Source organism: Paraburkholderia sp. Ac-20342, from assembly GCF_017104985.1.
In the GTDB taxonomy this organism is placed as follows: Bacteria; Pseudomonadota; Gammaproteobacteria; order Burkholderiales; family Burkholderiaceae; genus Paraburkholderia.
Window position 1 is genome coordinate 1 of record NZ_JAAGPQ010000108.1, and the last position, 24,113, is coordinate 24,113.

General features: G+C 61.3%; 19 protein-coding genes and 1 pseudogene. 13 read left to right on the forward strand and 7 right to left on the reverse strand.

The window, feature by feature from the left end; translation table 11 throughout:
* Positions 1–103 precede the first annotated feature (103 nt).
* The 3 genes and pseudogenes from G3N58_RS29580 to G3N58_RS29590 all read left to right on the forward strand — a co-directional run.
* Positions 104–673, forward strand: a pseudogene (locus G3N58_RS29580) (TraB/GumN family protein); the annotation flags it as partial.
* Between the two features lie 144 nt (positions 674–817).
* Entirely contained in the window at positions 818–1,810 is a 993-nt protein-coding gene (locus G3N58_RS29585) for a sensor domain-containing diguanylate cyclase (RefSeq protein WP_206000958.1), read from the forward strand.
* A 116-nt stretch (positions 1,811–1,926) separates the two neighbouring features.
* Positions 1,927–2,436, forward strand: coding sequence for a GNAT family N-acetyltransferase (locus tag G3N58_RS29590; RefSeq protein WP_167042994.1), 510 nt, complete (start codon positions 1,927–1,929; stop codon positions 2,434–2,436).
* A gap of 110 nt (positions 2,437–2,546) precedes the next feature.
* Here G3N58_RS29590 and G3N58_RS29595 read toward each other — a convergent pair whose 3' ends face one another.
* The 3 genes from G3N58_RS29595 to G3N58_RS29605 are packed head-to-tail and all read right to left on the reverse strand — an operon-like array spanning position 2,547 to position 4,554.
* Positions 2,547–3,434, reverse strand: a complete 888-nt coding sequence (locus G3N58_RS29595; protein WP_206000959.1) for a cytochrome c oxidase assembly protein — start codon at positions 3,432–3,434, stop codon at positions 2,547–2,549.
* 43 nt (positions 3,435–3,477) lie between these two features.
* Positions 3,478–3,939, reverse strand: a complete 462-nt coding sequence (locus tag G3N58_RS29600; protein ID WP_206000960.1) for a copper chaperone PCu(A)C — start codon at positions 3,937–3,939, stop codon at positions 3,478–3,480.
* Between the two features lie 15 nt (positions 3,940–3,954).
* The gene (locus G3N58_RS29605) at positions 3,955–4,554 is read right to left on the reverse strand and encodes an SCO family protein (RefSeq protein WP_167043000.1); all 600 of its coding nucleotides are present in this window, start codon (positions 4,552–4,554) and stop codon (positions 3,955–3,957) included.
* Between the two features lie 561 nt (positions 4,555–5,115).
* Between G3N58_RS29605 and otsB the strand changes: the two genes are divergently transcribed.
* Positions 5,116–5,865, forward strand: coding sequence for a trehalose-phosphatase (gene otsB, locus G3N58_RS29610; RefSeq protein ID WP_205990759.1), 750 nt, complete (start codon positions 5,116–5,118; stop codon positions 5,863–5,865).
* 55 nt (positions 5,866–5,920) lie between these two features.
* Positions 5,921–7,375 carry an alpha,alpha-trehalose-phosphate synthase (UDP-forming) gene (gene otsA / locus G3N58_RS29615; RefSeq protein ID WP_167285774.1) on the forward strand — a complete coding sequence of 485 codons (1,455 nt, stop codon included), beginning with the start codon at positions 5,921–5,923 and terminating at the stop codon, positions 7,373–7,375.
* Positions 7,376–7,487: 112 nt separating this feature from the next.
* Here the strand turns inward: otsA and G3N58_RS29620 are convergent, their stop codons facing one another.
* Positions 7,488–9,323: an ABC transporter ATP-binding protein gene (locus G3N58_RS29620; protein ID WP_167285775.1), complete on the reverse strand. Its 1,836-nt coding sequence runs from the start codon at positions 9,321–9,323 to the stop codon at positions 7,488–7,490.
* Between the two features lie 710 nt (positions 9,324–10,033).
* Between G3N58_RS29620 and G3N58_RS29625 the strand changes: the two genes are divergently transcribed.
* The 3 genes from G3N58_RS29625 (at position 10,034) to G3N58_RS29635 (ending at position 12,824) form a co-directional block, all read left to right on the forward strand.
* Positions 10,034–11,098 carry a glycosyltransferase family 4 protein gene (locus G3N58_RS29625; protein ID WP_206000961.1) on the forward strand — a complete coding sequence of 355 codons (1,065 nt, stop codon included), beginning with the start codon at positions 10,034–10,036 and terminating at the stop codon, positions 11,096–11,098.
* A gap of 256 nt (positions 11,099–11,354) precedes the next feature.
* The gene (locus G3N58_RS29630; protein WP_206000962.1) at positions 11,355–12,209 is read left to right on the forward strand and encodes a hypothetical protein; all 855 of its coding nucleotides are present in this window, start codon (positions 11,355–11,357) and stop codon (positions 12,207–12,209) included.
* 150 nt (positions 12,210–12,359) lie between these two features.
* Positions 12,360–12,824, forward strand: coding sequence for a DUF2214 family protein (locus G3N58_RS29635; protein WP_167283593.1), 465 nt, complete (start codon positions 12,360–12,362; stop codon positions 12,822–12,824).
* A 91-nt stretch (positions 12,825–12,915) separates the two neighbouring features.
* On the opposite strand, the gene G3N58_RS29640 is transcribed toward G3N58_RS29635, so the two are convergent.
* Positions 12,916–14,790 carry an ABC transporter ATP-binding protein gene (locus G3N58_RS29640; RefSeq protein WP_206000963.1) on the reverse strand — a complete coding sequence of 625 codons (1,875 nt, stop codon included), beginning with the start codon at positions 14,788–14,790 and terminating at the stop codon, positions 12,916–12,918.
* 762 nt (positions 14,791–15,552) lie between these two features.
* Entirely contained in the window at positions 15,553–16,554 is a 1,002-nt protein-coding gene (locus G3N58_RS29645) for a hypothetical protein (RefSeq protein ID WP_206000964.1), read from the reverse strand.
* Between G3N58_RS29645 and G3N58_RS29650 the strand changes: the two genes are divergently transcribed.
* The 3 genes from G3N58_RS29650 (at position 16,547) to G3N58_RS29660 (ending at position 18,915) form a co-directional block, all read left to right on the forward strand.
* Positions 16,547–16,852 carry a hypothetical protein gene (locus tag G3N58_RS29650; RefSeq protein ID WP_206000965.1) on the forward strand — a complete coding sequence of 102 codons (306 nt, stop codon included), beginning with the start codon at positions 16,547–16,549 and terminating at the stop codon, positions 16,850–16,852. The genes G3N58_RS29645 and G3N58_RS29650 overlap by 8 nt on opposite strands.
* Before the next feature lie 59 nt (positions 16,853–16,911).
* Positions 16,912–17,427, forward strand: a complete 516-nt coding sequence (locus G3N58_RS29655) for a hypothetical protein (protein ID WP_206000966.1) — start codon at positions 16,912–16,914, stop codon at positions 17,425–17,427.
* Between the two features lie 765 nt (positions 17,428–18,192).
* Positions 18,193–18,915, forward strand: coding sequence for a site-specific integrase (locus G3N58_RS29660; RefSeq protein WP_241017281.1), 723 nt, complete (start codon positions 18,193–18,195; stop codon positions 18,913–18,915).
* Positions 18,916–19,195: 280 nt separating this feature from the next.
* Here G3N58_RS29660 and G3N58_RS29665 read toward each other — a convergent pair whose 3' ends face one another.
* Positions 19,196–19,600: a very short patch repair endonuclease gene (locus tag G3N58_RS29665; RefSeq protein WP_206000967.1), complete on the reverse strand. Its 405-nt coding sequence runs from the start codon at positions 19,598–19,600 to the stop codon at positions 19,196–19,198.
* Positions 19,601–19,869: 269 nt separating this feature from the next.
* Between G3N58_RS29665 and G3N58_RS29670 the strand changes: the two genes are divergently transcribed.
* Together G3N58_RS29670 and G3N58_RS29675 are read left to right on the forward strand one after the other, a co-directional pair.
* Positions 19,870–22,293 carry an ATP-binding protein gene (locus G3N58_RS29670; RefSeq protein ID WP_206000968.1) on the forward strand — a complete coding sequence of 808 codons (2,424 nt, stop codon included), beginning with the start codon at positions 19,870–19,872 and terminating at the stop codon, positions 22,291–22,293.
* Positions 22,294–22,574: 281 nt separating this feature from the next.
* On the forward strand, positions 22,575–23,627 hold the full coding sequence (locus G3N58_RS29675; protein WP_206000969.1) for a DNA cytosine methyltransferase: 1,053 nt from the start codon (positions 22,575–22,577) through the stop codon (positions 23,625–23,627).
* The last annotated feature ends 486 nt before the right edge of the window (positions 23,628–24,113 follow it).

Here is a 24,113-nt window from a genome sequence, read left to right on the forward strand (position 1 = left end):
CTGAACAGAAGGAGCTCTTCCAGACACTGAACCTGCCAACCCCGACCGCCGACGCCTTGTAGGGACAAAAACGCTACCCCTGATGTAGCGAAATCAAAGACTTACGCAAGAATCTGTCGAACTCGGGTGGCCCGCCGAAGGGCTGCTCGCGCCGCTCGCGGAGTTGTGTCCGTGGGCTGTGTTGATCGTCGCGCCGACGCTGTTGCAGCAGGTCGTCGACGGTGTCGAGCCGCGCATGCTGCGCTCGGCGATGGCGCAGGCCAAGCCTTGCCGGTATCTCGAGACCGCGGACGAGATAGCCGCCGCGCTTGAATCGATCCCGCTGCCGGTGCTCGGTCAGGCCCTCGAGATGCTGATGGCCGATCGCGCGGAGCCGCAGCGCACGCTCGAGCGGATGTACGCCGCCTGGATCGCGGGCGACCTCGGGGCGGTGGAGCGGATCGCCGTCGAATCGCCGATGTTCAATCTGCCCGGCATCCGTCACGCGATACTCGACGTGCGCAATCGCGCATGGGCCGCGCGTCTGCACGAGCACGCCAATGCGCGCGAGCGCACGCTCGTGGTCGTCGGCGCGCTGCATCTGTGCGGTCCGGGCAATCTGCTCGAATGTCTCGCGCGGCCGGTCGAAGCGGTACGCGAGGCGGATGCACAGGAACGCGGGGACGCCGTCTGACGCGCGACTTGCAGCCAGCTTCCGCTGCGCGATCGGCTACATCGGCCGGAACGTCGGGACTTCGTTCAATTCCATGCCGAACAGCACCGCTATACACTAGTCGCTACCGACTTCGATCATCACGCCGCCAGCCGGGAACATTCCATGTCCGTTGCACCGACGCCCAGCAATGAAAGCGCCCGCCTCGATGCATTGCGCGCGCTGCATATTCTCGACACGTCGCCGGAAGAGCGCTTCGATCGCCTGACCCGTCTTGCGCGCCGGCTGTTCGGCGTGCCCATTGCAGTCGTGAGTCTCGTCGATGCGAACCGGCAATGGTTCAAATCGTGCGTCGGCCTCGCGGCGAGCGAAACCTCGCGCGATGTCTCGTTTTGCGCGCACGCCATTCTCGGCGACGAAATCCTGCTGGTGCCCGACACGCTGAGCGACGAGCGTTTTCGCGACAATCCGTTCGTGATCGACGAGCCGAACATCCGTTTCTACGCGGGCTGTCCGTTGCGGGTAGCGAACGGCAGCAAGGTGGGCACGCTGTGCCTGATCGACGTGAAGCCGCGCGAGCTCGATGCCGAGGAGCGCGCATTGCTGCGCGATCTGGCGCACATGGCCGAACAGGAACTGATGGCGGTACAGCTCGCCACGCTCGACGATCTGACGCTGCTCTCCAACCGGCGCGGTTTCGAGGTGCTCGCTCAACATGCGTTGAACGTCTGCAAGCGGATGAATAAATCGGCCTCGCTGCTGTTCTTCGACCTGAACGATTTCAAGCAGATCAACGACACGCAGGGGCATGCCGAAGGCGATCGAGCGTTGCGGATTTTCGCGGACGTGCTGCGCGCCGCGCTACGCGAGAGCGACGTGATCGGGCGGCTCGGCGGCGACGAGTTCGTCGCGCTGCTGACGGGTGCCGACAGCGCGGAAACGCATGAGGTGACACGACGGCTCGCGCAGTTGCTCGACGCGCGCAATGCGCAGGCACGGAGCGCCGAGGCGCGTGCTTATCAGATCCGCTTTAGCGTCGGCCAGGCGTCGTACGATCCCGCGCGACATGGCGTGATCGCCGAATTGCTCGCCGCCGCCGATGCCGCGATGTACAGCCATAAACAGGCTTCGAAGGCACGTACGGCACAGCGCGGCTAGAGCGCGGCGCTGTGAGCGGGAACGAGCGGCGCATGCACGCGATAGCTTGCGTTGGGCCCGCACGGCATAATTGCAGACCGTTGCCCGCGCTGTCGCGCATTTTTCGAAAGCCTCCGATGACTGATTCGCAACTCACCGCCGCCGCGCGGCTCGCTCAACTCGAATGGCGCTGGAAGCCGTTCGCGGACCTCACGAGCACCGAAGTCTACGATCTGCTGGCCGCGCGCAGCGCGGTGTTCGTGGTCGAGCAGAACTGCGTGTACGGCGATATCGACGGACTCGACATGCAAGCGTGGCATCTGCTTGCCTATGGGGCCGTCACCGGCACGGCGCTGCCGCCGCTCGCCGCTTATCTGCGCGTGTTGTTGCCCGACGCGTCGGACGCCGACGTGCGCATTGGCCGCGTGTTGACCACCGCGCCGTTTCGCGGCATCGGTCTCGGTAATGCGATGCTCGAACGCTCGCTCGGGCGGATTCGCGCGCAATGGCCCGATACGCCGATCCGTCTGCATGCGCAGGCGCATCTACAGGGTTTTTATGGCGCGTTCGGTTTCGCGCCGGTTTCGGAGATTCACGACGAAGACGGCATCCCGCACGTGTGGATGCGTTCTGCCTCCGCTGCCTGATCTGCCTGAGAATAAGCCCGTCGCACGGCGTGCGTAGACAGATGCGCGCGGCCGTCGATCCACGAACTCTCCGAGCCGGCATTCACCATCGCATCGCACCGCCGCGCGGATCAGCGTTGGCCGCTTGCCGTCGTCGCCGATGACGCATGCGCCAGCCCGCGCGAGCCCTTCGCTCGTGGGCTGGCACGCAGCCGTCCTCGCGCCGACAGGCGCATCCAGTGACGCAGCGCGATCAGCGCGCCGATCACGCTCATCATCGAGCCCGGAATCCACAGCAGCAGCCCGCCGATCTGCTGATCGCGCATCGGGCTCAGCCACGTGAACGCGCGGCCGCAGATCGAATAGATCGGATATAGCTCGTGCGACGTGAAAAAGATAAAGGCGCCGAGGATGATCTGCGGCGGAATCGCGGCGATCACGACGAGCACGCGCTTGCCCGGCGACAGACGCGCGGGCGGCGCGGGCCGCGGATCAAGTACGAGCCACCAGAACAGCAGCCCGTCGATCGCCATGCTCCAGTTCATCACGCGATAGAGCCGCCAGTCGAGCATCGCGACGAAATGAACCGGCGACATCAGCCAGAAGTAGATCAGCCCGACGAACAGCGTGACCGCGACGACCGGATGCATGACGACGTCGAGCACCTTGCGCACGATCGGCGTGTGCAGCGCCGGCCGTACGAAGCGCAGCCGCCAGCGCAAGGGGATGCCCGCGCGCAGCGCCGCGCCCGGATACGACAGCGCGATGAAGAACGGCCCGAGATGATGCAGCACCAGATGCTGCAGGCGGTGCATGAAGAACTCGTGCTCGAAGAAATAGTCGAGCCGCGTATGCAGCACGATATACAGCGCCACCAGCCCGAACCAGAACGACAGCTTGCGCGCGAACGACAGCCGCGCCTTGCGCGCGCCGCGCGCGAACAGGATCGCGGGGATCAGCAACGCGATCACGACGGTCGGAGAAAACTCCCAGGGATCGAGCCAGTAGAGCAGGTTCATGGCGGGGGCGATGGCGCGGTGGTCCGATGGTACGTAACGCCGCTTACTTCGTCTGGGCCGGCGACTTGACGACGAACGGCGTGGCGAGCGTTTCGCCGTCGGAGAACTTCAGCGTCAGATGGACGGTGTCGCCCGGCGCGATCTTGTGCTTCGCGTCTTCGAGCATGATGTGATAGCCGCCCGGCGCGATCGCGGCCTGGCCGTGCGCGGGCACCGTGAGCTTGTCGACCATGACCATTTTCTGTGTCGAGCCGTTCGAGACCGTTTGATGCAGCATCGCGTCGCCGTAGTCGTCGCTCGAAATATCGACGAGATCGATCGGCTTGTTGCTCGCGTTGACGAGCGTCACGTAGCCGGCCGCGGGCAGGTTGTTCGGCAGCCAGCGCACCCATGCGTTCTTGACGCTGAGCGCATGGGCGTCCGCCGCGTGCGCGGCCGATGCGAGGCCGAACGAGAGCGCGAAGGCGCCGGCCAGTGAAGCGAACGTTTTGAGCTTGATCGTCATGATGGGATTGAAGAATCAGGAGTGGTCGTCGATGATGCGGCGCAGGTCCTGCGCGATCGCATCGGGCGTGTCGTGATCGGTGGCGAGCAGGCGCGCGCGGCCCTCGCTGTCGAACACATACACGGCGGAACTGTGCGTGACTTCGTAGTTGCCGTTGGGGTCGCGTTTTTCCATCTGATAGGCGACGCGATAGCGCTTGGCGAGCGACTCGATCTGCCAGGCGGTGCCGGTCAGCCCTTCGGCGTGCTGCGAGTCGAAGGCGCCGACGTAGTCGTGCAGCGCTTGCGGCGTATCGCGCGCGGGATCGACGGTGATGAACAGGATGCGGACCTTCTGGGCATCGGGGCCGAGCTTGCCGAGCACCTGCATCAGACGGCCCATCGTTTCGGGACACACATCCGGGCAATGCGTGTAGCCGAAATAGACGAGCGACGTGCGGCCCTTGAACGAAGCGGCGTCGATGGGGCGGCCGTCGTCGGCGGTCAGCGTGAAGTCGAGATCGGGCAGATGGCCGGTCACGTTGGTCAGGTGCCACGGTTCGGCGCGCTGCGTGCAACCCGCGAGCGCGCCGAGCACGATCAGCGCACCCAGCGTCGTGCCCAGACTTCGCGACAACCGGCGCGCGAACGACCAGGGTTGTGGTCGGGGTCGCGAGTTGGGAAGGTCAGGCTGTGGGCGCCGGGTCGAGAGGATCGGGAACAAAGCAGGGTTCAATGACTCGATTGAAGAGCGGGCAATGCATGGGGACGACGCCAACGGTGCAGGAACGTTGCGAGCGCCATGCAGGAACATAGTCGGCACGCAGCAGCAGGCACACAGCAGGCACGTTCAGCCGCGGAAAAAACCGCATCGCGACTGCAACCCGCCACGCGTCATCGAGCGACATCGCTCAACGATGCAGCGGGCGAGCGTGGCTCATGTGGCTGCGACTGTAGCGCAAAATCGGCGAGGGCGTGGCTCGGCACAGCGGGCGTGCGGCTTGCGAGGCAATTTGACGCAGGCACCCGAAAGCCGCCTGAAGCCGGATCGTTTCACTTTTGAATGCAAGCGGCGCGACGGGGCCGGCTCATCGCCCGGCACGCCGGGGTTCCGGCTTACTTTCTCGAAAAATTGACTGATGCGCGGTAAGATGCGCAGACTTTTCCGGCTGCAGAAGGCTGAAAGGCGAACACAGTGATACAGGCACTTCCGGCAGTTCTGTCTCCTGGCGAGACAGCATTTTTCTTCGATTTCGACGGCACGCTCGTCGAACTCGCACCCACGCCGGACGGCGTGTTCGTGCAACCGCGCGTGATCGAACTGCTGCGCGAGCTGCGCAGCCTGACGAACGGCGCGGTCGCGGTGGTGTCGGGGCGCGGCATCGACAGCATCGACGCTTTTCTCGGCATGCCCGACTTGCCGGTGGCCGGCCTGCACGGCGCCGAGCGGCGCGATGCGAACGGCGACACCCAGCGCATCGGCTTTCACGACGAACGGCTACTGCGCATGGAGCAGGTGCTTGCGCAGGTCGTCAACGACCATCCGGGCATGCTGCTCGAAATCAAAGGCGCGGCGCTCGCGCTGCACTATCGCAACGCACCGGACCGCGAGCCGGTCGCGCGCGAGGCGACCGAGCGGCTCGTCGCCGATTACCCGGGCTCGTACGTGCTGCAGCCCGGCAAGATGGTCTACGAGATCAAACCGAAGGATGTCGACAAGGGCCGCGCGACCCGCGCGTTTCTCGACGAGCTGCCGTTCACGGGCCGCACGCCGGTATTCGCCGGCGACGATCTGACGGACGAGAAGGGCTTCGCGGTCGTCAACGAACGCGGTGGATTGTCGATCAAGGTCGGCGTCGGAGAAACGACCGCGCATGCGCGCGTCGATTCGGTGACGGCACTGCTCGACTGGCTCGAAACGATTGTCGCCGCGGCGCGCGCAACGTGATGCCCGCGCCGCATCGCTCCACGAAAACAACACATTGCCTCGGGAATCGCGCTTCATGAGCCGACTGATCATTGTTTCGAACCGGGTTGCGCCCATTTCCGAGGGCGGCCCGGCGGCGGGCGGTCTCGCGGTCGGCGTGTACGACGCGCTCAAGGAGACCGGCGGCATGTGGTTCGGCTGGAGCGGCGACGTGCTCAGCTCGGGCCAGCCGCAGATCAAGCTCGAGGAGCGCGGTCCGGTGACCTTCGCGACCGTCCCGCTGATGCGTCGCGACTACGACCAGTATTACCGCGGTTTCTCGAACGCGACGCTATGGCCCGCGTTTCACTACCGCGCCGATCTGCTGCAATACGACCGGCACGATTTCGGGGGCTATTGCCGCGTCAACGGGTGGCTCGCGCAGCAACTCGTGCCGCTATTGCGCGAAGACGACGTGATCTGGGTCCACGACTATCACCTGATCCCGTTCGCGCAGGCGTTGCGCGCGGCCGGTGTGAAGAACCGCATCGGCTTTTTCCTGCACATTCCGTTTCCGGCCTCGCAGGTGCTGCTGGCGGTGCCGCCGCATCGCGAACTGGTCGAGGCGCTCTGTTCGTTCGATCTGCTCGGCTTCCAGACCGCGCCCGATCTGCGCGCGTTCTGCGACTACATCGTCAACGAAGCGGGCGGCACGGTCGACGCCTCGGCGCAGGGGCCGCTGACCGTGCATGGATTCGGCCGCACGCTGCGCGCGTCGGCGTATCCGATCGGCGTCTATCCCGACGAGATCGCGGAACTCGCGAAAGCGGGCGAGCGCGGCAAGCCGGTACGCACGATGAAGGCGACGCTGCATGCGCGCAAGCTGATCATGAGCGTGGACCGGCTCGACTATTCGAAGGGGCTCGTCGAGCGATTCCGCGCATTCGAGCGCCTGCTCGAACAGTCGGCCGCGCAGCGCAACAAGGTGTCGTTCCTGCAGATCGCCCCGCCGACGCGCGCCGACCTGCACGCTTACCAGGACATCCGGCTGCAGCTCGAAGGCGAGTCGGGGCGCATCAACGGACGTTTCGCCGAGCTGGACTGGACGCCGATTCGCTACATTCACCGGCAGTACGAACGCTCGGTGCTGGCGGCGCTCTTTCGCGCCGCGCATGTCGGCTACGTGACGCCGTTGCGCGACGGCATGAACCTGGTTGCGAAGGAATACGTATCGGCGCAGGACCCGGAGAATCCGGGCGTGCTCGTGCTGTCGCGCTTTGCCGGCGCGGCGCAGGAGCTCGACGGCGCACTGATCGTCAATCCGGTCGATATCGACGGGATGGCCGAAGCGCTCGCAAAGGCGCTCGGCATGCCGCTCGCGGAGCGCCAGGCGCGTTACCGCGACATGATTGCGCAACTGCGCGAGAACAATGTCTCGGTGTGGCGCGACAACTTCATGCGCGATCTGCAGAACGTGAATGGCGCGACGCGCGCTAAGAGCGGGAAGGTGGTTGCGAAGAAGAGGGCGGCGCGCGAAGGCGTGGCCGGTTAGATTCGATAACGCAATCCGATGCGCTCAGACCAACAAAAAAGCCGCTCTATCGAGCGGCTTTTTTGTTGGCGAGGCGCCGTGGCGTAACGTGACGCGGACGGCTGCGGATGCGTCAGGCCACGTGCTGCTCGTCGATTTTCTTGCCGCCGATATGCAGCGTTTGGCCCTTGCCGTACTGCTTCGCGAGCAGGTCGCGATAGAGGCCTGGGCGCTGGCGCAGTTCTTCCGGGCTGCCGTCGTCGATGACCTTGCCGGTGCTCATCACGATGATCCGGTCGAAGTTGTTCAGCGTCGACAGCCGGTGCGCGATCGCGATCACGGTGCGGCCGACCATCAGCCGGTCGAGCGCTTTCTGGATCGCTTCCTCGGATGCGCTGTCGAGCGCCGAGGTCGCTTCGTCGAGCAGCAGGATCGGCGCGTTCTTGAGGATCGCGCGCGCGATCGCGATGCGCTGGCGCTGGCCGCCCGAGAGCTTCACGCCGCGGTCGCCGACGATCGTGTCGTAGCCTTCCGGCATCGCCTCGATAAAGTCCGCGCAACGCGCCTCGCGCGCGGCGGCGAGCACTTCCTCGCGGCTCGCTTCGGGGCGCCCGTACGCGATGTTCTCGTACACCGAGCGATGGAACAGCGAAATATCCTGCGGCACCAGCGCAATGGCGTGGCGCAGGCTGTCCTGGGTGATCGAGGCGATGTCCTGGCCGTCGATCCTGATCGCGCCGCCCTGGGTTTCATAGAAACGCTGCAGCAGCGCGAGCACGGTCGACTTGCCAGCGCCCGACTTGCCGATCAGGCCGACGCGCTGGCCCGGTTCGATATTGAGGTCGAAGTGATCGAGAATCGGCCGGCGGCGCGGGTAGGCGAACGTGACGCTGTCGAATGTGACGCGGCCGCCTTGCGGCACGAGTTCGGTGGCGTCGTCGCGATCGGGCATGCCGTGCGGTTCGAGCAGCGTGCGCACGGCTTCCGCGAGCCGCGCGATGTGCTGCGTGACGTCGACGAGCGCGACTGCCAGGTCGCGCGTGCCGTGCAGAATCGTGAAGCCGAGCGAGCTGACGAGCACGATGTCGCCGGACGTCGCCTTGCCCTGGTCCCACAGCCACAGCGCCCAGCCGAGCAGACCCGCCGACAGCAGCGCCGTGATCACCGCGTGCAGCAGGCGCAGCTTTTCGAGGTAGAGCAGGCTTTGCTCGCGCGCTTCCAGTTCCGACTTGACCGTCGCGGCGAAGCGCCGCTGCTCGCGAAACGTCATGCCGAACGCGCGCACGAGCCCCATGTTGCTGATTACGTCGACGAGCTCGCCGTCTACCGACGCTGCCTTCGTCGCGAAATGGTGATGACGCGCGGAGCCGCGCCCCGCGAGCTTGTACAGCACGACCGAGAGGATTGCGGAGCACAGCATCAGGCCGGCCGCCATCAGCGGATTGACCGCGATGATCATCACGATGGCGCCGAGCACCGCGATGCACGGCGGCAGCACGTTCCAGGCGGTGGTGTTTTCGGCGGTGTAGACCGCGTTCGAGGTGGCGGTGATGCGGCTCGCGAGCATGCCGGGCTGCTTTTCGGCGTAGTAGGTCGGCGAGTGTCCGCTCAGATACTGGAACAGGTCGCGCCGCAAATCGCCGGTCACGGCGACGAACGTATGCGCGGCGACCCAGCCGCCGACCCGCCACAGCAGGTTGTCGGCCGCGATCAGCCCGACGAGGATCGCGAATGCCCCCCACAGCGGGCCGGGATGGTGGCGGCCTTCGCCGAGCACGTCGATCAGATGCTTGATCGCGTATTGCGAGGCGAGCGCACAGCCCACGGCCGCAAACACGCTGCACAGCACGATCGCATGCGCGAGCGGGTGGCGGCGGATAAAGCGGAAGAGAAACGCAAGCGGCCGGTGCGCATAGCTCGCGAGCTTTGCGTTCTGGGCGTTACGCTGGGCGATGGTCAAGTGTTCCAATTGAGAATTGAGCTGAGGTCGATGTGTTGCGGGTTGTGCCTGCAAAGCGCGGGCCACACGGAAAAACATGGCTCTGCGCGAAGCCGATGCTTCGCATTGTAAACATGCAAAAGCGATTGCGCCCTGTGAATCCGGGCATTGGCGCGATTGATTTCGCGATGGACCTCCGCGATCTGCCATGTCTCGGACCGGCAGCGAGCCGGCGTTGCACGCAGGTTGCGGACAATTTCGGGATATAATTACAGATTGCATTCAGTCGCGCCGTGGCATTTCTTCGGTGGCCGTCGGCAAGATTGACGCAGAGAGCTTACAGACATCGCAAACGCGAGTGACCGAAAACCTGCTGTCACTCTAGAACTGTCTTATAAAACATGGGTTTGCAAAGTGTTTCGCGTTTGTAACAACGTAAAGACTTTGAAATGTTGTGCTGCGGCAAGAATGGCGGCGCCGATAATGCGTGCTCGTCAGCTCGGCAACGCTTAGGACGGTTTTTTAACAGTTTGTCAACGTAGGTGTCGCATGCGCGTTTACTCGCAGATGCGCGGACGGTGATGCACTGGTCTGGGCTCATTACCAAGCGATTCATCGCAGGATTCCTCGAAAGAATCAGGCCCGCGCCGGCATGTCCGGCCAGATGGCCCTGGCGAGCAAGCGAGTCGCTTTTTCCAATCGCAGTACTTTGCCTGATTTTTTACTAGGAGTTCGTCATTATGCGAATCGCTCAAATCGCTCCGTTGCACGAGGCGGTTCCTCCCAAGCTGTATGGTGGTACGGAACGCGTGGTGTCCTATCTGACTGAAGCGCTGGTCGAGCAGGGCCACGATGTCACGCTTTTTGCGAGCGGCGATTCGCAAACCTCGGCGAAGCTCGAAGCCTTCTGGCCGCAGGCGCTGCGCCTCGATCCGACGATCCGCGACGTGATGGCGCCGCACATGCTGCTGCTCGAAGAAGTGTGCCGCCGCGCGGACGAATTCGACGTGCTGCATTTCCACATCGACTATTACCCGTTCTCGCTGTTCGCGCGTCAGCCGGTGCCGTTCGTGACCACGATGCACGGCCGTCTCGATCTGCCGGAACTGCAGCCCATCTTCAATACGTTCAACGACGTGCCGGTCGTGTCGATCTCCGACAACCAGCGCCTTCCGCTGCAACAGGCGAACTGGCTGCAAACCGTCTACCACGGCCTGCCGGAAGACGTGCTCACGCCGATCCCCGACGTCGAACCGGGCTACCTCGCATTCCTCGGCCGCGTCTCGCCGGAGAAGGGTCTCGACCGCGCGATCCGTATCGCTGGCCAGGCTGGCATGAAGCTCAAGGTCGCCGCCAAGATCGACAAGGCCGACCGTGCCTATTACGAAGAAGTGATCAAGCCGCTGATGGCGCTCCCGCACGTCGAGTACATCGGCGAAATCGGCGAAGCCGAAAAGCGTGAGTTCCTCGGCAACGCGCATGCGCTGGTGTTCCCGATCGACTGGCCGGAGCCGTTCGGTCTCGTGATGATCGAGGCGATGGCCTGCGGCACGCCGGTGATCGCGTTCAATCGCGGTTCGGTGCCGGAAGTGATCGAAAACGGCGTGTCGGGTTTCGTCGTCGAAGACGAAATCAGCGCGGTCGCGGCCCTCAAGCGTCTGCACATGCTGCCGCGCGCTGGCGTGCGCAAGGCGTTCGAAGCCCGCTTCTCGTCGAAGGTCATGGCGCGGAACTACGTCGCCACGTACGAAGAGCTGCTGCGCCGCAAGCATCGCACGGTGCTGCGCGAAGCCAACGCCGGCTGATCGTTCGAGCCGCGACGCTTGACTCGCTGTAGATAAAACCCGGCGGCAGGATACGCTTCGCGCTGCCTGTCGCCCTCCGCAACGCCCCGTCGGCACCGTGCCGACGGGGCGTTGTTGCATACGCGCCGCGTTTTTTGCCGTTGAGTGACCCAAAATGCGGTTTTCCGCGCGGCGCGAACGAGCCACTCTCGGTAATATCCCTATAATTGCCGTGCCGCAAATTGGGCTGCGGCGCCGCCGACGACAGGAGGATGCCTTGGCGAGAACGAAAGAGACGCGCGCGAATGCTGCGCCCGGCGCCGGAACGATTTTCACGTTGCGCGCCATCGGTCTCGTGCTCGCCGCCCGCTGGCTTTTCTCGATGTCGCAGATGGACCTCACAGCCGCTGTGACGTCGATGGCGTCCTCGCCGTGGGCGTGCATCAACCTCGTTTTCCTGTTCCTGCTGATCTTCCTGCCGGGCGCGCGCGCCGTCGCCGAGCGTCCGTTCCATCCGCTGCCGCAATGGCTGCGTCAGGCGTTGCGCCTGTTCGCCTTGCTCGGTTTCCTGTTTGCCGCGTGGTCGGTCGGCGCGTTCGTCGCGAGTGCCGGCTGGCGGCGCGCGTTGCAGGCGGTCGCGGCGACCAATGGCTGGCTGCTGGCCGCGCCGGTGCTTTATGCGGCCGTGATCTGGATCTGCCGGCCCTTGCCGCTGTGGCGCACCAATGTCGCCGCGCGGCGCTTCGCGATTGGCCGCTATGCGGTGTCGCTCGATCCGGCGACGCGCACCGTCGTCGTCTGGGCGGAGCGGCGCAAGGTCGGGCAGTACGACGCGCGCGAGCTGTCCGTGCGCTGGGCGAGCGGGGCGCCTATCCGCGCGACGCCGGCGCCCACGCCCGCGGTGGCGTTCGGCGCGGCCGGCGAGCCGGGGATGCCGGCTGCGCCGGCCGGTTCGGCTGCGGCGCCGGCGCTGACCCGCGGCGTGTTGGGTGTGCGTCCGAAAGTCGAGTTGCTGTGGGATTCGCCCGCGGCCGCCGGTCACAACCGGCAGACCGTCTTTCGCGCCGCGCTCGCGACCGAAGGCGATCGCGTCGCGGCGCGTGCGCTCGACACGACGCTGCGGCAAGTCTGAGGTTGCACGTTTTGCGCTATCGACCACATCGCGTGGCCGATGCGCGCATCCCGAAGCAGAGCTTCGCGGATAATACAGTCATGACGCCCGGCCGGCACGCGGGCGAGTGGGACACACATCGATCGTATCGCGTCTTTCGCAGGAGTCGCCATGCTGGTTCGCTGGTTGCTTGCCGCTCTTCATCTGCTTGCTTATGGTTTTGCGCTCGCGTCGATTCTGAGACGCACCTGGGCCTTGCGCCGGGCGTCGGTGCCCGCCGCGTTGCGCTCCGTATTTCGCGCGGACACTCGCTGGGGCATTTCCGCGCTGGTGCTGATCGTCACGGGCCTGATGCGCGCGTTCGGCGGTTATGAGAAGGGCGCCGACTACTATCTCCACGAGCCGCTTTTTCACGTCAAGATGACGCTGCTCGTGCTGATCCTGATTCTCGAAGTGCCGTCGATGCTCGGCCTGATGCGCTGGCGCGCGTCGGTCCGCAGCGGCCAGCCGCCGAATCTGAAGAAGGCGCGTTCCTATGCGCACTTCAGCGTGATCCAGACCGTGCTGCTCGTGCTGATGGTGTTTGCCGCGACGGGGATGGCGCGTGGCATCGGTTTGCCGGAAGGCGTGGTATAGCGGCCATCCCCGTGGTTGCGGTGCCGGTTGCCAGGTTGGCCGGGTTGACCGCTGGGCTGGCGGGCCTCTTCATTCGATTCCGCGTGATCCGCTAACCGACCAGCAAGCCCGAATCGTCGACCCGATCGGCCTTCGCGTCCGCGCTTGCGCGCGCGAGTTCGGTCTCGCCGAGACCCTTGATCAATTCGAGCGCCTGACGCTCGAAGAGCCGCCGGTACAGGCCGTTCTCGCGCCGGATCAGCGCGTCGTGGCTGCCTTCCTCGATCACCTTGCCCTTGTCGAGCACCAGCAAGCGGTCGAGCGCGCGTACCGTCGACAGCCGGTGCGCGACCACGAGCGTCGTGCGGCCTTGCATGAGCCGCTCCATCGCGTGCTGGATCAGCACTTCGCTTTCGCTGTCGAGACTCGAGGTGGCTTCGTCGAGAATCAGGATCGGCGCGTCGGCGAGAAAAGCCCGCGCGATCGCCACGCGCTGACGCTCGCCGCCCGAGAGCTTGATCCCGCGTTCGCCGACCAGCGTGTCGTAGCCGTTGGGCAGCGCGTCGATGAAGTCGTGCGCGCTCGCGAGCCGCGCGGCCCGCTCGATCTCGGCGCGGCTCGCGCCGGGCCGTCCATACGCGATATTCTCGGCGAGCGAGCGGTGAAACAGCACCGGCTCCTGCTGGACGATCGCGATCTGGCTGCGCAGCGACGTCTGCTGGACCTGGGCGATGTCCTGAGCGTCGATCGTGATGCGGCCGCCCGAGATATCGTGAAGCCGCTGGATCAGCTTGATGAAGGTCGTCTTGCCCGAACCCGAATGGCCGACGAGGCCGACGCGCTCGCCGGGCGCGATGCGCATGGAGAAGTCGTCGTAGAGCGGGCGGCTGTGTGCGCCATAGTGAAACGACACGTGCTCGAAACGGATCTCGCCGTGGCGGATCGCGATCGGACCCGCGCCGGGACGGTCCTCGATGCCGAGCGGCTGGCTTTCGAGCGACACGAGTTCTTCCATGTCGTTGACCGAGCGCTGCAGGTTGCGGATATGCATGCCGATGTCGCGCAGATAGCCTTGCAGCATGAAGAACATCGTCAGCGCAAACGTGATGTCGCCGACACCGGCTTCGCCGCGCGCCCACAGCAGCAGCGCCACGCCGAGAATCGCCGCCTGGATCGCGGCCAGCATGCCGCCCTGAAGCCCGCCGTTGAGCGTGCCGCGCACCCATGTGCGGCGGGTGCGCTGCCGCCATTTGCCGATCACCTGCGCGAGGCGCGCTTCCTCGCGGGCTTCCGCGCCGAACGCCTTGACGACGCCGTTGCAGCTGACCGCATCGGCGAGCGCGCCGCCCATGCGCGTGTCCCATGCATTGGCGAGCCGTGCGGACGGCGCGACGAAGCCGAGCGAGACCGACACGGTCACTGCGATATACAGCGCCGAGCCGATGCCGACCACGATGCCCATCATCGGCCAACGCCAGCCGAGCAGCGCGGTCGCGCCGGCCAGCATGACGAGCGACGGCAGCAGCGCGATCAGCAGCGTGTCGTTGAGCAGATCGAGCGCCCACATGCCGCGCGTGATCTTGCGCACCGTGGAGCCGGCGAAGCTGTTCGCGTGCCAGTCGGTCGAAAAGCGCTGCACGCGATGAAATGCGCTCGCGGCAATCTCGCTCATCATCTTCAGCGTGAAGCGGATGATGTTGAAGTACACGCCCTGGCGCAGCAGCGTCGCGGTGAGGCCGAGCGTGGCGAGCGCGCCGAACGCTGCGAGCGCGTGGTGCCATACGGGTTCGGAAGAGGCCGGGCCGGACGCGATCGCATCGACGAGCCGGCCGGCGAACACCGGCGTGAGGATGTCCGCGGCCGCCGTGCAGAGCGCGAGTGCGGCGATCGCGACGATGCGCCACGGTTGCCGCGCCCAGTGACGGAAGGTGAAGCCGAGGACATCCTTGAAGGCTTGTCCGCGAAAGTCGAGTTTTTTTCTGGTCATTTGCTATAACCCGGCGACGCAGGCGCGTGGCGAGGTTCCAGTCGGAAGCGAAAAAGATAGACAGCGACGCAGGCCCGGAATGCGAAGCGCGAGGCGCGCGACAGGCTGTCTGGAATGAATGCGGCGCGCCTTTCGGGGCGGACCCGCGGCGGCGACGTTGCGGCTTTTAAGGCCGAAGCTGTCGTGTCGGATGGGCCGGCGGTCGCGAGACCCTACGAGGGAGCGCGATATGCACTGCGAACATGCGACGCCTCCCTGTGATGTTTGAGATGGAGAAACCGGAAGATCCGCCGAAGCGCATCGAAACTGCGCGCGCCGGATTGCCAGGAGCCGAATATATCAGCACTGCCAGATGCCCGCAAACATGCGGAATCGCGGTGCTTGCGGATATTGGCAGCGACAGTCCGTGCCTCGACAGCTTTTGGTGAACGGCCGGGCGGGTAGACAAAGAGGCCAATAGAAAAAGGGCTGATGCATTGCTGCGTCAGCCCTTTAGTCTTCGGTGATCGACACACCAAGAATCTGGTGGGTAGTACTGGGATCGAACCAGTGACCCCTGCCGTGTGAAACGAAAATCAGCCCTAGTACTTGTGTACGGTCTTCCCGCACGCCATTGAGTTTACAGCAAATTTAGCTTCCCACGGCTGCCGTTGTTTTCCGTGGTCTGCCGATTACATTGCACCGCTTTTGCACCGCGTATTGGACTACGGCCGCTGCATCGGGCCCATTGGACCGAAGAGCCGCTCCCACTGGCCTGGGAGCTTACAGTCTCGATTCTTGAAGATTTTTCTCGATGCGCTCGAAGAATAGGTCAAGTTCGGCAGGCGAAGCAGTCTGAGCCGAAATGTTGGCCCATGGTTCGAGTGTCACCCGGTCCCACCGTACGGACGAAGGGGCACACTTTGGACACCACGGTTCGTCGAGATTTCCGCCCATAAACCGAATTCGAAGGCGATTCAGAGCACCGCCTGTCGGGTAGGCCGGGTCGAAGGGGCGATCGCTTTCGGCCAACTGTTGGTAATCAACATCCGTGGCGATACGACCTGCGTCTGCGGCAAGCTGTTGCACCCAGAGATCTTGGTCTGCGACAGAATCCCGATCTTCAAATACGAACCCCCCAAGGCAGGCAAGATGGGCCAACCAACTGCTGTAGGCTTCGAGCCTCTCTGCGATGGGAGCTTCGGCTAGCTTCCGGGGGCGCCCGCCTTTTCCGCCTCCGGAAGCGAGGGGGCACTTTCCCTCGGAAAGCCGCTTGAGGCCCGCCTGGAAGTCGCTAACAGCCTTCTGTTCTCTCTTAAAGCGGCTGCGGGGATTATTCTCGTCAAGTAGCTGGAGCAAACCTAGTTCTCGCAAGTCTTCCAGCGTCACATGTTGCATCGTCAGCGCGTCAGCGGCGACCAGTCGAAGCCGATCAATGGAGAGAGCTTGATTCAGCCGGCGGTCCTCGGATGGCTCATGAGCATACCTCGCCCATTCCTGCCCCGTTTCAACGTCGAACGAACCTTTAAGCCCAAGATCGTACCGTTGCTCAAGTACCGCTGGAGGCAGACCTGATTTCCGCTCTATCAGCCGTAAGAGCCGAATGGTGATCCTCTTTTGTCGACGCTGACCGCGTACGCCGCCCATGTGTCGCCCTGACTTCCATTGTGGTCTGCCGTCACTCACTGAAACCTCGCCGATTGCCCTTTGGTTGTGCTGCGGACGTGAAGGCATCCTAGCAAAACTGATGGATACCTGATAGCTGCGAGCAAAGATCATGGACAAGGATATAAGAGATTTCCGCGTGGCGTTTGCGCAGATGGATAACGCAGCATTGCTAAACCCCGATGAATTTGGCGAACTCATCGGCAAAACTCGCAACGCGATTTACCACATGTTGTGCCGTGCTCCTGACGCGCTCCCGAAACCGGTATTTCGGCAGAATCGGTATGTTCGCTGGCGAGCCGGGGATGTCCGTGCCTGGATCAACAGTCTGCCAGGTGCTCAGCCGCGCGAGATCTCAGATAAACCTCGTCGTGGTCGCCGCCGCAAGGACGATGATTTCACTGTACATGTCGAATGAGCGGCGTCGACACCCGCCCCGTTCCGGTCAACATCATGGCTTGGCCACGTGTAAGAGACATGATTACGCAACAGAAATTCATCTACGTCTCGCTGTATTTCAACCCGGATACGACAGCGTGCGGTTGCTATCTGCTCGGGGTGGACCGGCTTGCTGCTGACCTTAGCATGACGGCCGCAAGCCTTGACGATGCACTTGACGAGTTTTCGCGCCGTGGCTTGATTCAGCGCGATAAGTCCACGGGCGAAGTTTTTGTTGTCGACTGGCCTCGCTGGCACAGATTCGACTCCGTGCCAGCAAGAGGGGCACTGTGGAGTTCGATTGGCAAGATTCAAAGTCGCGATCTGTGGATAAAAGTTGAAAGTGCTTATAAATCAATGCCCAAGCCGGGGAAGGGTAAGGAGAAGGAGAAGGCTTCTTCTAAAGAAGAAGGGACGATGCGGTTACCGGCCGGATGGTGGAGAACTACGGAAGGTATGGTGCGAGCTGGCAAGCTCGTGGGGATTGAGGCGTGGCCCGGGGAAGATCCATCGGATTTTCAGCGACGCATCCGCACGCAGTTGCAGGCATGCTAAACGCCGTCGCTTTCGCGAACGCGGCCATGAGCGACGTAGTTTGTTTCCACGCGTTCTGTGATGGTCAATTTGGTGCCCAGCCGGATCGTCCCTGCGGGCCGCCGCTCTCCCCACGCCTGCGGCGCGGGTCCCCGTGCGGCTCGATCCGGGCTCGCGGCGCTCGCAATGTGCGCGGTTGCTCAACAACGGCTTGGCTTGCAGAGAGGGGGCTTGTTGTCGGACTGTCATTGTCGCTTGGGCAAGCCCCATTGGGGCGCGTCAGGCCGAAGGCAAAACGTCGCGGGGAGCCGGTGGTCGGCTGTGGAACGCCGGCCGGCGAGCCGGCGCTGTCCACGCCCTCGTGGGGTGGGCAGCGCAGCCGTCCACGGGCGGGCGCGGGAATGACGATAGCAGTAGCACAACGCCGGTCTGCGTGAAGCGAACGTCATCACCGCAACCCAACTGCGGCGGCCACGATTCCTGCGAATTCTTCTCTGCCGAACACAGGTCGATCCTGATTTCCAACGTGCCGAAATCGTGTCGGTCTCTTGTCCGGACGGCATGTCGGACAAGAGGGGGCTTGGCGGTTTTGGGGCGTAACACCGACATGCGAAGGCATGGCGTGTTGCGGCCCAAAACTGACAAGCCCCAACCCCTCAGGGGTCGAGGCGCGTAGCGGCTCGGGGGCGGTGTTCGGCCGATTTCTGCTGTCCGAAATCTCACTGCACTGGGCCCGGCTAAGACCGAAATCAAAACGTGGGCAGAAATCCGATAGGGGCGTGAACGATGGGAAAGGCGAAGAAATCTGCACTCAAGCTGCTTCCGCCAGATTGGCGCGAATCCATATGGGTGGCGGCATCAACACCAGAATGGCAGCAATCACGGCCGCAGCTAATGCCTGCGCTTGCCGTGCTCTGGATCACAGGATGCCGCCCTGCCGAACTCGAGCAGGGCATCGAGCTTGTCGCGTCACCCGATCAACTTATGGTCAAGATCAGGGGCGCGAAATGTGTGGACGCGGGTGGCCGAGAGCGCGGTCAACCGACGCGGCACATCGGGTTTAGCGTAGATGAGAATGCCAACTCTGCATTACGCTTTCTACACGCCTTGACATGCCGGAACGCCGCTAAAGGGAACGGCAAGTACACGATCACGCACAATAGAGATTACCTGTACAACAGCGTAGTGGCCCTAGGCAGAAGCGCATTCCCAAAGTTGCGGACACGGATCAGTCCGTATTGTTTCCGCCATCAAGTCGCGTCCGATTTGAAGGCTGCCACCTCCGACCGCGAAATAACTTTGGAACAGGCAGCGAAGGTCATGGGTCACCTCAGCGATTACTCCATAGGCGCCTATGGGCACGCGGTCCACGGCCGGAGAGGCCGTGGCGGACGGGTCAAGGTACCTTTTGTTAGCACCACGCGTCCTATTAAGCATTCGCCGAAAGTTGATCGCCTCGCCCGGTTCAAAATGGCGAGCGCGAAGCGGCGCGAACACAAAGCGGATTGAAACTCCTATGTCTGGCATCCGGATGCGTCGTCTATGCGTCGTCTATGCGTTGTTGCACGTCCGTCAATCATTCAAGCGCGCGATGCACTGGAGGAATGCGTCGAACTTGCGTCGAATTCGACGCATTGGCGGGTGCGACCAAATAACCTCCGGCTCGGCAAAATTTCTTCGATCTCGTAGCCGCTGTTTGTCGGCCGACGAATTGAGCTTCCCCCAAAAATTTCGGAGGAAGGTCACTTCTAGTCTGCTGTCTACAGGAGTTCCGTGGTGAGGCAATCGCTCAGTTCTTAAGAAAAATATCGATGCGCGACGCTACAGCTTCCAGATTCCGCGTTTCGCATTCCCAGACTACAAGGACCTTCCATCCGGTTGATTCAAGTTGGTCTTGAACGCTCCGATCGCGCTTTGCGTTTGCGTCAAATTTGGCGATCCAGTAATCGGCGTTCGAAAGAGGGGCCTTTCCGCGCGAACAGGTATGGCGGTGCCAAAAGCAACCGTGAACGAAGATGACCTTTCGACGGCTGCGGAACACGAGATCTGGACGGCCCGGCAATGCTGCGACACAAAGTCGGTATCTGTACCCCATTGAATAAACGAGCCGGCGGACGGCCAGTTCTGGACCGGTACCGCTACGGCGTACTCGACGCATGAGCGCACTTCGGGCTGGCTTGGAAAGGTGGTCCATCGTAAGGCCGAATAAGGTCGTATTCGAATCTTATGGTGCCGCGCGAACGCCTGCTACTCAAGCGTTCTATGCGATTTAGATAGATCCCGTGCAGTTTAGTTTTCGCCCGTGAGGCGGCGCGCGGTATCGGTTAAACTCGGTGGCGCCCTCATTCCACTGGGCTCCGGGGTCGGCTTGCGCAGCAGAGATCGTCACGAATTTTCGGTCACTCTGAAAGCTTTGCTGCGAAGGTGGGGGCAATCAAACAACTAATTCGCTGGACGCGCACAATGAACCAAAACGAAAGGCCAGATAATTTTCAGATGTTGATTCAGGGCGGAATGTTGGAGGCGCTCGGGATCAACATGTACACGTCGTTGGGCAAATGCTTGGTTGAGTTCGTCGCCAATGCTTATGACAGCAATTCCCCCGATGTGCAGATTTCAATTCCGTTTGATCGCATCGCCGAAGAGCGTCAAAAACTGAAGGTCGCCCAAAGGCTGAAGCAGAAGGAAGCCCTAGCCGAGCGAAAGGAGCTATCAGCCAAAGAGGTTTCTTCCGCGATGGATGGGGGTGCAGTTGCTCAAGAGGAAGAGGTGGCCACGCTTGAACCTCTCGCTGCGCCGATTGCGTTGCCGGACGTCTCGGTGTTTGAGGAGACGTTGGGGCCGGATGTCGCAATCATAATCACGGACAAAGGGCACGGCATGAGCCCATCCGACGTAGCGTCCAAATTTCTACCTATAAATCGCCGCCGTCGGGCGGCTGCAAATGGTGCTGAAACCCAACTTATGTCAGAAGGGAGCAAGCGGCATGTGATGGGGCGGAAGGGGCTTGGGAAACTCGCTGGTTTCGGGACGGCTCAAAAAATCACCATTTCCACGAAGAGGGCCGGCGAGACATTCCGAACGATATTCAAGTTGGACGCCCGCGAACTCCGCGTAGCTGAGAATCTGACGGAAATAAAGATCCCGGCAACCTACGAAGAAGGCGCTCCTATTGATGAACATGGGACAACGATCACGCTGTTGGATCTTAAGCCAGACGCAGTTAAATCTAGTGCGGAAAAGATAAATCAGACGCTCGCGGAGGCTTTTTTCGGAATTAAACCTGAGGAATTTGCCATCACGCTGAACGAAACTCCCGTGCAGGAGACTGGCGTGGAGTATGAGTTTATTTTCCCGGAGAATGCATCCAAAACAGGGGATTTGGTGACAGATTATGTCGCAATTCCAGATTTGGGGTCACTCAAGATTCAATACGCTGTTAAATTCAGAAAGCGGGGTCAGCATCTAAGCGCCGGACGTAGAGGGGCGAGAATTTATTGTAATGGCCGTCTCGCTGCCGGTCCATCGCTTTTTAAACTTCCTACAGGGATGCATAATTTCCACGCCCAGGATTATATGGAGGGGATTTTTGTTGCTGACGATATTGATCGACTAGGAATTGATTTCGTTAATACGAATCGAACACAGCTTCGAGAAGATAACGATATTGTTGATGCGGTTATTCAACACGTTTCGGATATCATGAAGGCCGCGATAGCTAGGCATGCAGCTTTCAAAGAAGGGAAGGTCGATGAGGAGATTCGCGAGACCGAAGCTGGGAAAATGATGACGCAGATTATAAGTCATCTGCCCTCGAAAACTAGGGGGCCGGCTTCGAAACTCTTGAAGACAATTGCCGGCCGATACGGCGCTGAAAGCGTCGAATTTAATCAATTAGCCCCCTTGGTTGTTCAGTCGATGAATGCCGGTGAGGTATTAATTCGTCTGATTGAATTGCAGTCGGATCCCGGCACAATTCATCGTATTACAAGTGAATTGGGTGAGCTTGCGGAAATCGAGAAGAGTGATTCTCTGAAGCTGTATCGCGGTCGCCGGAATGGTATTATTGCGCTTCGCAAGCTTATTGAGAAGGGTGATAATCTGTGGAAGCAGAAAGGGATCGAGGGTGAGTTGCAAAATCTCTTTAAACGTGATCCTTGGTTAATTAAGCCGGAATATTCGAATTATGTGACTAGTGATGAAAATCTGAATAGACTGGCTTCTAAGATTGCGAAGGTATTGGGTGTCGATAAATATTCGCCGATCATCAATGTCGATGGCAGTTATGATAAAGAGCGTCCCGATTTGGTATTTTTGATGTCGGATAGCGCGAGTCCACACGTCTTTACCATTGTAGAGCTTAAATCGCCAACTCTTCCGCTCCAGTTCGATCATTTAACTCAGCTAAAAAAATACATAGGGAAGGTGGAGAATTTCATTAGGACTGAGCTTAAGAAGCCTGCCACTGTTAACGGGTACTTGATCGGGTCCATGCCGGACTCAAATCCGAAAAAACAGAGTGAGGACGAACAGTTGCTCTTGAACGAAATTAAGAAGCGCGAGCCGAGCGCCGAGTGGGAGGTCATCGGTCTCGAAGAACTCCTCGCTCGCGCACAAGCGATTCATTCCGACGCGATCAAGGCTTTTGAGGCGCATCTTCAGGACAACGCCGTTGACGATTCGATAACGGTAGACGCGGCACTGGTCAGTAGCGCTGCAGCGTCGACAACGGATCCCGGGGCTTCGGGGGCGGTCGCGTCCGGAACTGCGTCGCAAAGTGGCGCGTCGGCGGTCAACGCATCTCGTCCGTCGAAGGCTGCCACTCCGAGTCACGGGAAAGGGCCCCAGAAGAAGGGGCGACGCGGCCGTCATGGTGCGCACAGGTAAGAGCGGTTGCTTGTTTGTGCCTCATGCGGGGCAACAAGAGGAGGGGGCTCGCGGGTGCTTTCAGAAGCGCTGGATGCGCAGGAGCGGCGGGCCCTATCGGGTTACAGGAGGGCTTGGCGAATCGCTGCTTTCTTGCCATGATGACGGCTTTTTAGTTGCCTGTGCGGTTTTGGTTGATTTGACGTATCGCTAGCGCGGAGCGTGTGGACAATTTTGTTCGAGATCGTTTTATGTGATATCGCCGCTTAAAAATAGAATGCTTAATATTAACCTGGTGAGAAATGAACAAAACAATTGATTTGTTCGCAGGGGCGGGTCTCATGACTGAAGGGTTTCGGCAGGCGGGATTTAGATCCATTTTTGCTGCCGAATCGGACGCGCGGGCGGTGGCCAGCTTTAATAGGAACTTAGATCCTGTCGCTCAGACGTGGGATGTCAGGCAGGTTGTGGATGGGCTCACTGCAGACGTAATCGTCGCCGGTCCCCCTTGCCAAGGATTTAGCTCTCTTGGAAAAATGGACAGCAATGATTATCGAAATAAACTGTCTCTTTCTGTTTTAGATTGGATTCGATCTGCAAATCCAAAGATCGCTGTTATCGAAAACGTTCCGCAATTTATTGAATCCAAATATTGGCGTGCGGTTGAGCGTGCCGCGAAAAAGCTCGGTTACGAGTCTGTTGTTTGGAAACTGAACGCTTCCGACTATGGAGCGCCGCAAAATCGATTACGCGTGTTTTGCGTTCTCTCGAGAATTGGTCTGCCACGGAAGCCGGAGGCAACCGTCGCTCGCGCAGTCACCGTACGTGAGGCATTTAAGGGCCTGTCAAAAGCCCCGAGCATAAAGATGCAGCATGTCGCCCCTGTTCCTGTCGGAGTCGCCGCGGAACGCATTAAGCTAATACCGCGGAACGGAGACAAGCGAGATCTGCTACGCCAAGCGCCACATTTGTGCCCACCGAGCTGGGCAAAAATGGGAGCACAAGCAACGGACGTGTGGGGGCGAATGAAATTTGACGCGCCCGCGAACACGCTTCGTTGCAGCTTTCAGAACGCATCGAAAGGTCGTTATCTCCACCCGACGGAAGACAGGGTCATTACGTTACGCGAAGGCGCAAGATTGCAAGGGGTTCCAGATGACTGGGTGTTCGAGGGGGATCGGTCGTCGATTGCGAGGCAGATAGGCAACGGCGTGCCAATACCCTTGGCAAAGGCAGTCGCACAAGCCATCTACGAAACGATGTCTAAGAGGCGGCAGGCTCAGCTAACGTCCGGCCGCAAAGTCGGAGTTGCAAGTTCCCGACGCGGCGAGTTGGCGGGCGGTGCGGCATATTGAGGTTAATTGGTCGCGGTGATGCCTCAGCGGCGTGATTCGCAATCGGGTTATTCCGTTGCCAGCTATGGTTCTGCGGTGGTCCAGTGCGACTAGCGTTCTCCGCTCCGTTGACGAGTCGGGAAAAGGTGCACGAGCTTGTTTCACGCATTCAGTTTTAATCGCCTGCATCACCCGCCTGCTAAGGCTTTCAGGTATCGCGATCAGCATTGTTTCACGGCAAGCCTGGCGCGTTAAGCGCCACGTGCTTCGTTGTGCGACATAACAGCGCTTATGTCAGATAGCAGTTTTCGATCGTTATAAAAGTGACGTCATACGTAATCGTGAGTCGGCTTGCGGTGGATGCCTTGACCGAAGCTACCTAGTCGAGCCTGAACAATCCTCGAAGCCTTATGGTGCAAGGCTTTGCGCTCTGAATGGGGTTGAGGGAATTGCAGGAAGCAGGCATATTAACGCGTAATTCCTGCATTTTTTGACGAGGTGCGGATG

Coding starts and splice junctions, on each gene's coding strand:
- G3N58_RS29585 (WP_206000958.1), top strand. CDS start 818: ATGTCCGTTGCACCGACGCCCAGCAATGAAAGCGCCCGCCTCGATGCA.
- G3N58_RS29590 (WP_167042994.1), top strand. CDS start 1,927: ATGACTGATTCGCAACTCACCGCCGCCGCGCGGCTCGCTCAACTCGAA.
- G3N58_RS29595 (WP_206000959.1), bottom strand. CDS start 3,434: ATGAACCTGCTCTACTGGCTCGATCCCTGGGAGTTTTCTCCGACCGTC.
- G3N58_RS29600 (WP_206000960.1), bottom strand. CDS start 3,939: ATGACGATCAAGCTCAAAACGTTCGCTTCACTGGCCGGCGCCTTCGCG.
- otsA (WP_167285774.1), top strand. CDS start 5,921: ATGAGCCGACTGATCATTGTTTCGAACCGGGTTGCGCCCATTTCCGAG.
- G3N58_RS29625 (WP_206000961.1), top strand. CDS start 10,034: ATGCGAATCGCTCAAATCGCTCCGTTGCACGAGGCGGTTCCTCCCAAG.
- G3N58_RS29635 (WP_167283593.1), top strand. CDS start 12,360: ATGCTGGTTCGCTGGTTGCTTGCCGCTCTTCATCTGCTTGCTTATGGT.
- G3N58_RS29640 (WP_206000963.1), bottom strand. CDS start 14,790: ATGACCAGAAAAAAACTCGACTTTCGCGGACAAGCCTTCAAGGATGTC.
- G3N58_RS29650 (WP_206000965.1), top strand. CDS start 16,547: ATGGACAAGGATATAAGAGATTTCCGCGTGGCGTTTGCGCAGATGGAT.
- G3N58_RS29655 (WP_206000966.1), top strand. CDS start 16,912: ATGATTACGCAACAGAAATTCATCTACGTCTCGCTGTATTTCAACCCG.
- G3N58_RS29660 (WP_241017281.1), top strand. CDS start 18,193: ATGGGAAAGGCGAAGAAATCTGCACTCAAGCTGCTTCCGCCAGATTGG.
- G3N58_RS29665 (WP_206000967.1), bottom strand. CDS start 19,600: ATGGACCACCTTTCCAAGCCAGCCCGAAGTGCGCTCATGCGTCGAGTA.
- G3N58_RS29670 (WP_206000968.1), top strand. CDS start 19,870: ATGAACCAAAACGAAAGGCCAGATAATTTTCAGATGTTGATTCAGGGC.
- G3N58_RS29675 (WP_206000969.1), top strand. CDS start 22,575: ATGAACAAAACAATTGATTTGTTCGCAGGGGCGGGTCTCATGACTGAA.